At 60.7% G+C, this 8823-nt stretch carries 9 protein-coding genes and 1 tRNA gene; all 10 read right to left on the reverse strand.

The genetic code is table 11. From position 1 onward, the window contains the following. Nucleotides 1-53: 53 nt before the first annotated feature. On the reverse strand, nt 54-542 hold the full coding sequence (gene nuoI / locus B3873_RS05855; protein ID WP_008327661.1) for an NADH-quinone oxidoreductase subunit NuoI: 489 nt from the start codon (nt 540-542) through the stop codon (nt 54-56). A 21-nt stretch (nt 543-563) separates the two neighbouring features. Then, nucleotides 564-1634: an NADH-quinone oxidoreductase subunit NuoH gene (nuoH, locus tag B3873_RS05860; protein ID WP_121039202.1), complete on the reverse strand. Its 1071-nt coding sequence runs from the start codon at nt 1632-1634 to the stop codon at nt 564-566. Between the two features lie 2 nt (nt 1635-1636). After that, nucleotides 1637-3964 (reverse strand): NADH-quinone oxidoreductase subunit NuoG, encoded by a 2328-nt coding sequence (nuoG, locus tag B3873_RS05865; protein ID WP_039786705.1) that lies wholly within the window; start codon nt 3962-3964, stop codon nt 1637-1639. 82 nt (nt 3965-4046) lie between these two features. After that, nucleotides 4047-5342 carry an NADH-quinone oxidoreductase subunit NuoF gene (gene nuoF / locus B3873_RS05870; protein ID WP_008327658.1) on the reverse strand — a complete coding sequence of 432 codons (1296 nt, stop codon included), beginning with the start codon at nt 5340-5342 and terminating at the stop codon, nt 4047-4049. Then, nucleotides 5339-5830, reverse strand: a complete 492-nt coding sequence (gene nuoE / locus B3873_RS05875) for an NADH-quinone oxidoreductase subunit NuoE (RefSeq protein WP_006712943.1) — start codon at nt 5828-5830, stop codon at nt 5339-5341. The genes nuoF and nuoE overlap by 4 nt, the downstream gene beginning before the upstream one ends. An 88-nt stretch (nt 5831-5918) precedes the next feature. Then, nucleotides 5919-7172, reverse strand: a complete 1254-nt coding sequence (locus tag B3873_RS05880; RefSeq protein WP_034330584.1) for an NADH-quinone oxidoreductase subunit D — start codon at nt 7170-7172, stop codon at nt 5919-5921. Beyond that, nucleotides 7172-7768 carry an NADH-quinone oxidoreductase subunit C gene (locus B3873_RS05885; RefSeq protein ID WP_034330585.1) on the reverse strand — a complete coding sequence of 199 codons (597 nt, stop codon included), beginning with the start codon at nt 7766-7768 and terminating at the stop codon, nt 7172-7174. The genes B3873_RS05880 and B3873_RS05885 overlap by 1 nt, the downstream gene beginning before the upstream one ends. 9 nt (nt 7769-7777) lie before the next feature. Continuing rightward, on the reverse strand, nt 7778-8254 hold the full coding sequence (locus B3873_RS05890; RefSeq protein ID WP_006712940.1) for a NuoB/complex I 20 kDa subunit family protein: 477 nt from the start codon (nt 8252-8254) through the stop codon (nt 7778-7780). Between the two features lie 3 nt (nt 8255-8257). Then, nucleotides 8258-8617: an NADH-quinone oxidoreductase subunit A gene (locus B3873_RS05895; protein WP_006712939.1), complete on the reverse strand. Its 360-nt coding sequence runs from the start codon at nt 8615-8617 to the stop codon at nt 8258-8260. 119 nt (nt 8618-8736) lie between these two features. Continuing rightward, nucleotides 8737-8821: transfer RNA gene (locus tag B3873_RS05900), tRNA-Leu, on the reverse strand. Between the last annotated feature and the right edge of the window lie 2 nt (nt 8822-8823).

An 8823-nucleotide genomic window follows, 5' to 3' on the forward strand; every position in this document is an offset into this window, starting at 1 on the left:
GCACCACCCTGCCCGGCTGCCCCGTATTTCGCAGGGCCACCCGGCAGCACCGATCAACGGTAGGCGGCATCGGCCGCACGTGCAGCGGCGATTTCGTTTTCGTAACGGTCGCCCACTGCCAGCAGCATTTCCTTGGTGTAGTACAGGTCGCCCCGCTTTTCACCGTGGTATTCCAGGATGTGCGTTTCGACGATCGAGTCGACCGGGCAGGACTCTTCGCAGAAACCGCAGAAGATGCACTTGGTCAGATCGATGTCGTAGCGGCTGGTGCGACGGGTTCCGTCCTCACGCTGCTCGGATTCGATGGTGATGGCCATCGCCGGGCAGACCGCTTCGCACAGCTTGCAGGCGATGCAGCGTTCTTCACCGTTGGGATAACGGCGCAGCGCATGCAGGCCGCGGAAACGCGGGGACATCGGCGTCTTTTCCTCGGGGAACTGCACGGTGATCTTGCGCTTGAACAGGTAGCGACCGGTCAGGGCCAGGCCCTTGAACAGTTCGCGGAGCATCAGGCTGCCGAAAAAATCCTTAATAGCTTCCATTTTTAGCCTCAGCCTTCCAACTTATTTCCAGATATTCCAGGGCGACTGGATCCAGATCGCCACGACCACCAGCCAGACCAGGGTCAGCGGGATGAACACTTTCCAGCCCAGACGCATGATCTGGTCATAACGGTAGCGCGGGAACGATGCGCGGATCCACACGTACAGCGACAGGAAGAAGAAGGTCTTCAAGCCCAGCCAGATCCAGCCCGGGATGAAGTCCAGCGCGGACACCGGAGCCGACCAGCCGCCGAAGAACAGCAGTGCGGTCAGGATCGAGATCAGGATCATCGCGGCGTATTCGGCCAGGAAGAACATGGCGAAGGACATGCCGGAGTATTCGATCATGTGACCGGCCACGATTTCGGATTCACCTTCCACCACGTCGAACGGGTGGCGGTTGGTCTCGGCCACGCCGGAGACGAAGTAGATCACGAAGATCGGCAGCAGCGGCAGCCAGTTCCAGGACAGGAAGTTCAGGCCCATGCCGGCGAACTGCCCCTTGGTCTGGGCCAGCACGATGTCGGTCATGTTCAGGCTGCCGGTGACCATCAGCACCACCACCAGGCAGAAGCCCATGGAGATTTCGTAGGACACCATCTGTGCCGAAGCGCGCATTGCACCCAGGAAGGCGTACTTCGAGTTCGAGGCCCAGCCGGCGATGATGATGCCGTAGACTTCCATCGAGGTAATGGCCATCAGATACAGCAGGCCGGCGTTGACGTTGGCCAGCACGTGTTCCGGCGAGAACGGCACCACCGCCCAGGCGGCCAGCGCCGGCATGATGGTCATCACCGGCGCCAGGTAGAACAGCGCCTTGTTGGCCTTGGACGGGGTCGAGATTTCCTTGAAGATCAGCTTGACGGCGTCAGCGATGGGCTGCAGCAGACCAGCAGGACCCACACGGTTCGGGCCCAGACGCACGTGCATCCAGCCGATCAGCTTGCGCTCCCAGTAGGTCATGTAGGCCACGCACACCAGCAGCGGCACCATCACCACCAGGATCTTGACCAGAGTCCACACCAGCGTGAACAGGGTCGGACCCAGCAGCGCCGGTCCCACATTGTTGATTTGGGCGATCAGGTGATCCATTTTTACGCTTTCTCCACGACGATTGCGCCAAACATGCCGCCCAGTGCAGCGGTGGAGGCGTGCGCAGCAGCGACGCGAACCACGTTTTCCGGCAGTTTCTTATCGATGGCGGCGGTCAGCGCAGCGCTGCCCGAGCCTTGCTTGACGTTGACCTTGTCGCCTTCAGCCACACCCAGCTTGGCGGCCAGGGTAGCCGACAGCCATGCCTTCGGAGCCTGGCCGTCGCGGGTTTCCAAGAGCGGCGGCGAACGGCGTGCGATCGCGTCAGCGAAGTAAATGGGCACATCGGCCACGCGCTCGACACCACCGGCGGCGGCTTGCACAGCCTGCGCTTGTACGCTGGCGATGTTGTTCAGGCGCGCCGACAGGTCGGTTTCCTTGCCCAGCAACTCGTCGCGGATGGATTCGGCGGTTTCGTAATCGAAGTTTTCCAGTTCCAGCAGGTTGCCCAGCACGCGCAGGACCTTCCAGCCCGGACGCGCATCGCCGGCCGGCTTGACGGTACCGTTGAAGCTTTGTGCACGGCCTTCGGCATTGACGAAGGTACCGGCGGTTTCGGTGAAGGGTGCGATCGGCAGCAGCACGTCGGCGTAGTCAGCACCGTGCTGGTAGGCCGACATCACCACGACCATCTCGGCCTGGCCCAGGGCGGCACGGGCCGCTTGCGGGTCGTAGCTGTCCAGTTCCGGCTCGGCGTTCAGCAGCAGGTAAGCCTTGCGCGGCTGTGCGAACACGGCAGCAGCGTTGGCACCCTTGCCCGGGGTCGGCACGGCGTTGGCCAGGTAGCCGCCCACGGCGTTGCCGCCATCGGTCAGCACGCCCAGCTTGGCACCGGTTTGTTCGGCGATCCACTGTGCAGCAGCGTGCAGTTGCGCAGCTTGCGGATGCTGGACGGCAGCGTTGCCCAGGAAGACGCCACGGCCTTCGCCCGACAGCAGGCTGGCAGCGGTCGCCTTGGCAGCGTCCGATGCCACCACGCCAGCGTAGGCGGCGGGGGCAGCCACACCCTTGGCTTCAGCCACGGCCACGGCCACTTCGGCAAGGGCGGACAGCCATGCCGAGGGAGCGGCGATGATCTTGTTGGCGATCGGCATCAGCAGATCGTCGTCGGTAGCGTGCAGCACGCTGACCTTGGCACCGCTCTTGGCGGACTGGCGCAGGCGGGCCGACAGCAGCGGATGATCCTTGCGCAGGAAGGAACCGATCACGAAGACGCGGTTCAGCTGCGAGAACTCGACGATGGACATGCCCAGCCACGGCTTGATCTGGCCATCCAGGCCGAAGTCGGACTGGCGCAGGCGGAAGTCGACGTTGTCCGAACCGACACCGCGCACCAGCTTCTGCAGCAGGCTCAGCTCTTCCAGCGTGGAGTACGGGGTACCCAGCGCGGCGATCGAGTCCGCACCGTGTTCGTGACGGATGTTGCGCAGGCCGTGGGCGACGTATTCCAGCGCAGTCTGCCAGTCCACTTCCTGCCACTTGCCGTCCTGCTTCAACATCGGCTTGGTCAGGCGTTGATCGCTGTCCAGCGCTTCGTAAGCGAAACGGTCCTTGTCGGAGATCCAGCACTCGTTGACTTCTTCGTTTTCGAAGGGCAGCACGCGCATGACCTTGCCATTCTTGACCTGGACGATCAGGTTGGCACCAACGCTGTCGTGCGGGCTCACCGACTTGCGGCGCGACAGTTCCCAGGTACGGGCGCTGTAGCGGAACGGCTTGGAGGTCAGTGCACCGACCGGGCACAGGTCGATCATGTTGCCCGACAGTTCGGAGTCCACGGTCTTGCCGACGAAGGTGGTGATCTCGGAATGCTCACCGCGGCCCAGCATGCCCAGCTCCATCACGCCGGCCACTTCCTGGCCGAAGCGCACGCAGCGGGTGCAGTGGATGCAACGGTTCATTTCCTTCATGGAGATCAGCGGACCGACGTCCTTGGGCTCCACGACGCGCTTTTCTTCCTGGTAGCGCGAGGAGGAACCGCCGTAACCGACGGCCAGATCCTGCAGCTGGCACTCACCGCCCTGGTCGCAGATGGGGCAATCCAGCGGGTGGTTGATCAGGAGGAATTCCATCACGCCCTTCTGGGCCTTGACGGCCTTGTCGCTGGCGGTGCGCACGATCATGCCGTTGTTGACCGGCGTGGCGCAGGCAGGCAGCGGCTTCGGGGCCTTTTCGACCTCGACCAGGCACATGCGGCAGTTGGCCGCGATGGACAGTTTCTTGTGATAGCAGAAGTGAGGGATGTACGTGCCGATCTTGTTGGCAGCGTCCATGACCATGCTGCCTTCTTGCACTTCAACCTTCTTGCCGTCTATTTCGATTTCAACCATGGCTGTTTGCCCAAGCTAAATATTCTTTGCCAACGACACCGGCGGAAGGCTTATCGCATCCCGCCAGCATCCCCTGCCCTGTTCAGATGTAAGCCGGAACCAGGCAGTGTTTGTGCTCGATGTGGTATTCGAACTCTTCGCGGAAATTCTTCACGAACGCGCGTACCGGCATCGCCGCTGCATCACCGAGCGCACAGATGGTGCGGCCCTGGATGTTGTCGGCTACCGAGTTCAGTACGTCCAGATCTTCCATCTTGCCGTGACCGTTTTCGATACGCTCCACCATGCGGTACATCCAGCCGGTGCCTTCGCGGCACGGCGTGCACTGGCCGCAGGATTCTTCGTAGTAGAAGTAGGACAGGCGCAGCAGCGACTTGACCATGCAGCGCGTCTCGTCCATCACGATCACCGCGCCCGAACCCAGCATCGAGCCGGCCTTGGCGATGGCGTCGTAGTCCATGGTGGTGTCCATCATGACGTCGCCACGGATCACCGGTGCGGACGAACCGCCCGGGATGACGGCCTTGATCTTCTTGCCGCCGCGCATGCCGCCCGCCAGTTCCAGCAGGGTGGAGAACGGCGTGCCCAGCGGGATCTCGTAGTTGCCCGGACGCTCGACGTCGCCCGAGATCGAGAAGATCTTGGTGCCGCCGTTGTTGGGCTTGCCCATCTCGGCGTAGGCCTGCGGGCCTACCTTGAAGATGAAGGGCACGGCCGCAAAGGTCTCGGTGTTGTTGATGGTGGTCGGCTTGCCGTACAGGCCGAAGCTGGCCGGGAACGGCGGCTTGAAGCGCGGCTGGCCCTTCTTGCCTTCCAGCGACTCCAGCAGTGCGGTTTCTTCGCCGCAGATGTAGGCACCGTAACCATGGTGCGCATGCAGCTGGAAGCTGAAACCGGTACCGAGGATGTTGTCACCCAGGAAGCCGGCCGCACGGGCTTCTTCCAGGGCTTCTTCGAAACGCTCGTACTCAGCGAAGATTTCACCGTGGATGTAGTTGTAGCCAACCGTGATGCCCATCGCGTAACCGCCGATGATCATGCCTTCGATCAGCGCGTGCGGATTGTAACGAATGATGTCACGGTCCTTGAAAGTGCCCGGCTCACCTTCATCTGTATTGCAGACGAGGTATTTCTGGCCCGGGAACTGGCGCGGCATGAAGCTCCACTTCAGGCCGGTCGGGAAACCCGCGCCGCCGCGGCCACGCAGGCCCGACGCCTTGAGGTCGGCGATGACTTGTTCCGGAGTGATCTTCTCGTTGAGGATGCGCTTGAGCGAATCGTAGCCGCCGCGCTTGACGTAATCCTCGAGATGCCAGTTCTCGCCATTCAGGTCGGCGAGGATCAGCGGTTTGATGTGGCGGTCGTGCAGGCAGGTCATTTCTTCAGTTCCTCCAGCAGCGCGTCGATCTTTTCGTTGGACATCCAGCTGCACATTTGATGGTTGTTGACCAGCATGACCGGTGCGTCGCCGCAAGCGCCCATGCATTCGCCTTCCATCAGCGTGAACTGGCCGTCGGCCGTGGTTTCGCGATAATCGATGCCCAGCTTGTGCTTCAGGTGATGGGCAGCACGCTCGCCACCCGACAGCAGACACGGCAGGTTGGTGCACACGGTGATCTTGTGCTTGCCCACCGGGCTGGTGTTGAACATGTTGTAGAAGGTCGCGACTTCCTGCACGGCCACGGCGGGCATGCCGATGTAGTCGGCAATTTCCTGCTGCAGCTCGGCCGGCAGCCAGCCATGTTCCACCTGGGCGATGCGCAGCGCGGACATGACCGCAGACTGGCGCTGGTCCGCCGGGTATTTCGCGAGTTCGCGATCGATTTTCTTAAGGGCTTCTTGACTTAACAGCATATCGTTGGCCATCCATGCGCATCAGTGCTGCGCGGTTATTGGATATTCCCCAAACCTGACGGGCTTCCTGAGAAGCCCGCCTTGACTCTTACTATTCGACTTATCGGTCGATTTCCCCGAACACGATGTCTTGCGTACCAATGATGGTGACCGCATCGGCAATCATGTGGCCCTTGGCCATTTCGTTCAGGGCTTGCAGGTGGGCAAAGCCCGGGGCACGGATCTTCAGGCGGTACGGCTTGTTGGCACCGTCGGAGACCAGGTAGATACCGAATTCACCCTTGGGATGCTCGACGGCAGCATACGCTTCGCCGGCAGGCACGCGGAAGCCTTCGGTGAACAGCTTGAAGTGGTGGATCAGGTCTTCCATGTTGGACTTCATGTCCGCACGTTTCGGAGGCGCGATCTTGTGGTTGTCGGTAATGACCGGACCCGGATTGTTGCGCAGCCACTCCACACATTGCTTGATGATGCGGTTGGACTGGCGCATTTCGGCCACACGCACCAGGTAACGGTCGTAGCAGTCACCGTTCTTGCCGATGGGGATGTCGAAGTCCAGCAGGTCATACACTTCATACGGCTGCTTCTTGCGCAGGTCCCAGGCGATGCCCGAGCCACGCAGCATCGGACCGGTGAAGCCCATCTGCAATGCACGTTCCGGCGAGACCACGCCGACGCCGACCAGACGCTGCTTCCAGATACGGTTGTCGGTCAGCAGGGTTTCGTATTCGTCGACATAGGTCGGGAAACGATTGGTGAAGTCTTCGATGAAGTCCAGCAGCGAACCCTGACGGTTTTCGTTCAGTTCGCGGATGGCCTTCTCGTTGCGCACGATGGAAGCCTTGTACTGCGGCATGCTGTCCGGCAGGTCACGGTAGACGCCGCCCGGACGGTAGTAAGCCGCGTGCATGCGGGCGCCGGAGACGGCTTCGTAGCAGTCGAACAGGTCTTCACGCTCACGGAAGGCATACAGCAGCACGCCCATTGCGCCCACGTCCAGCGCGTGCGCGCCGATCCACATCAGGTGGTTCAGCAGGCGGGTGATTTCGTCGAACATCACGCGGATGTACTGCGCGCGCAGCGGCACTTCCAGACCCAGCAGGCGCTCGATGGCCAGCACGTAACCGTGCTCGTTGCTCATCATCGAGACGTAGTCCAGGCGATCCATGTAAGGCACGGATTGCAGGAAGGTCTTCTGTTCGGCCAGCTTTTCGGTACCACGGTGCAGCAGGCCGATGTGGGGGTCGGCGCGCTGAATGACTTCACCATCCAGCTCCAGCACCAGACGCAACACGCCGTGCGCGGCCGGGTGCTGGGGACCGAAGTTCAGCGTATAGTTTTTGATCTCTGCCATTATTTGATCCCGTAGTTTTCTTCACGAATGATGCGCGGGGTGATTTCGCGCGGCTCGATCGTTACGGGTTGATAGATGACGCGTTTCTGTTCGGCGTCGTAACGCATTTCGACATAGCCGGACACCGGGAAGTCCTTGCGGAACGGGTGGCCAATGAAGCCATAGTCGGTCAGGATGCGGCGCAGGTCGGGGTGGCCATCGAAGAGGATGCCGTAGAAGTCGAAGGCTTCACGCTCGTACCAGCCAGCCGAATTCCAGATCGGATCGACCGAGGCCACGATGGGCAGGTCGTCATCCGGCGCGAACACGCGCACACGCACACGCCAGTTGTGCGAGATCGACATCAGGTGCGACACCACGGCAAAGCGCGGACCGTCCCAGGCACCATCGCCATAGGTCGAATAATCCACGCCGCACAGGTCCAGCAATTGTTCGAAACGGGTGTCGGCATGGTCGCGCAGCACGCGCATGGCCGACAAGTAGTCAGCGGCCTTGACCACCACGGTGACTTCACCGAGGGCCACGGTCAGGTTCTGAAGATACCCTCCAAGCGCATTACGCAGGGCGGCTTCGAGAGTTTCCAATTTTGTCGTCATACTGCCCTCTTAGCGCGCGATGGTGTTGGTGCGCTTGATCTTGTTCTGCAGCTGGATCACGCCATACAGCAGCGCTTCCGCCGTCGGCGGGCAACCCGGCACATACACGTCGACCGGCACGATGCGATCGCAGCCACGCACCACCGAATACGAATAGTGGTAATAGCCGCCACCATTGGCACAGGAGCCCATGGAGATCACCCAGCGCGGTTCCGGCATCTGGTCGTAGACCTTGCGCAGCGCCGGCGCCATCTTGTTGCACAGCGTGCCGGCCACGATCATCAGGTCGGACTGGCGCGGCGACGGACGGAACACCGCACCAAAGCGGTCCAGGTCGTAACGCGACGCACCGACGTGCATCATTTCAACTGCGCAGCACGCCAGACCAAAGGTCATGGGCCACAGGGATCCGGTACGGGTCCAGTTGATTACCTTATCCAGCGAGGTGGTAACAAACCCCTCATTCAATACGCCTTCAATAGACATGGCTTACTCCCAATCCAGGGCACCCTTTTTCCAGATGTACCAAAATCCGACAACAAATTCAGCGATGAAGACCATCATCGTGACGAAACCTTGCCAGCCCAGCTCACGCATGGACACGCCCCAAGGGAAGAAGAAGGCGGTTTCCAGATCAAACAGGATGAACAGGATGGCGATCAGGTAGTAGCGCACATCGAACTTCATGCGCGCATCTTCGAATGCTTCAAAACCGCATTCGTAAGGAGAAGTTTTTTGAGCGTCCGGCTTGTGCGGACCAAGAAGACGACCGAGGAGCTGGGGAGCGACACCGACACCGATGCCGACAAGAATAAACAGGAGGACTGGGAAGTAATTTTCGAGGTTCACGATTGGCCGCTATGCGTTGGTTTATCGATGGGAATGATTCTCAATATCAATCAGAAACTTCCTCGACAAAAAGCCAGCTCAGGCACTAGGACCTTCGCTGGCTTTTCATTTCATTTCTATGGTGCCGACGACGAGACTCGAACTCGTACAGCTTTCGCCACTACCCCCTCAAGATAGCGTGTCTACCAATTCCACCACTTCCGCAA

The sequence above is a fragment of the Herbaspirillum sp. UBA812 genome (assembly GCF_002296545.1).
Lineage (GTDB): Bacteria > Pseudomonadota > Gammaproteobacteria > Burkholderiales > Burkholderiaceae_D > Herbaspirillum > Herbaspirillum huttiense.

Coding starts and splice junctions, on each gene's coding strand:
- nuoG (WP_039786705.1), bottom strand. CDS start 3,964: ATGGTTGAAATCGAAATAGACGGCAAGAAGGTTGAAGTGCAAGAAGGC.
- nuoH (WP_121039202.1), bottom strand. CDS start 1,634: ATGGATCACCTGATCGCCCAAATCAACAATGTGGGACCGGCGCTGCTG.
- B3873_RS05885 (WP_034330585.1), bottom strand. CDS start 7,768: ATGACGACAAAATTGGAAACTCTCGAAGCCGCCCTGCGTAATGCGCTT.
- nuoI (WP_008327661.1), bottom strand. CDS start 542: ATGGAAGCTATTAAGGATTTTTTCGGCAGCCTGATGCTCCGCGAACTG.
- B3873_RS05880 (WP_034330584.1), bottom strand. CDS start 7,172: ATGGCAGAGATCAAAAACTATACGCTGAACTTCGGTCCCCAGCACCCG.
- nuoE (WP_006712943.1), bottom strand. CDS start 5,830: ATGGCCAACGATATGCTGTTAAGTCAAGAAGCCCTTAAGAAAATCGAT.
- B3873_RS05890 (WP_006712940.1), bottom strand. CDS start 8,254: ATGTCTATTGAAGGCGTATTGAATGAGGGGTTTGTTACCACCTCGCTG.
- nuoF (WP_008327658.1), bottom strand. CDS start 5,342: ATGACCTGCCTGCACGACCGCCACATCAAACCGCTGATCCTCGCCGAC.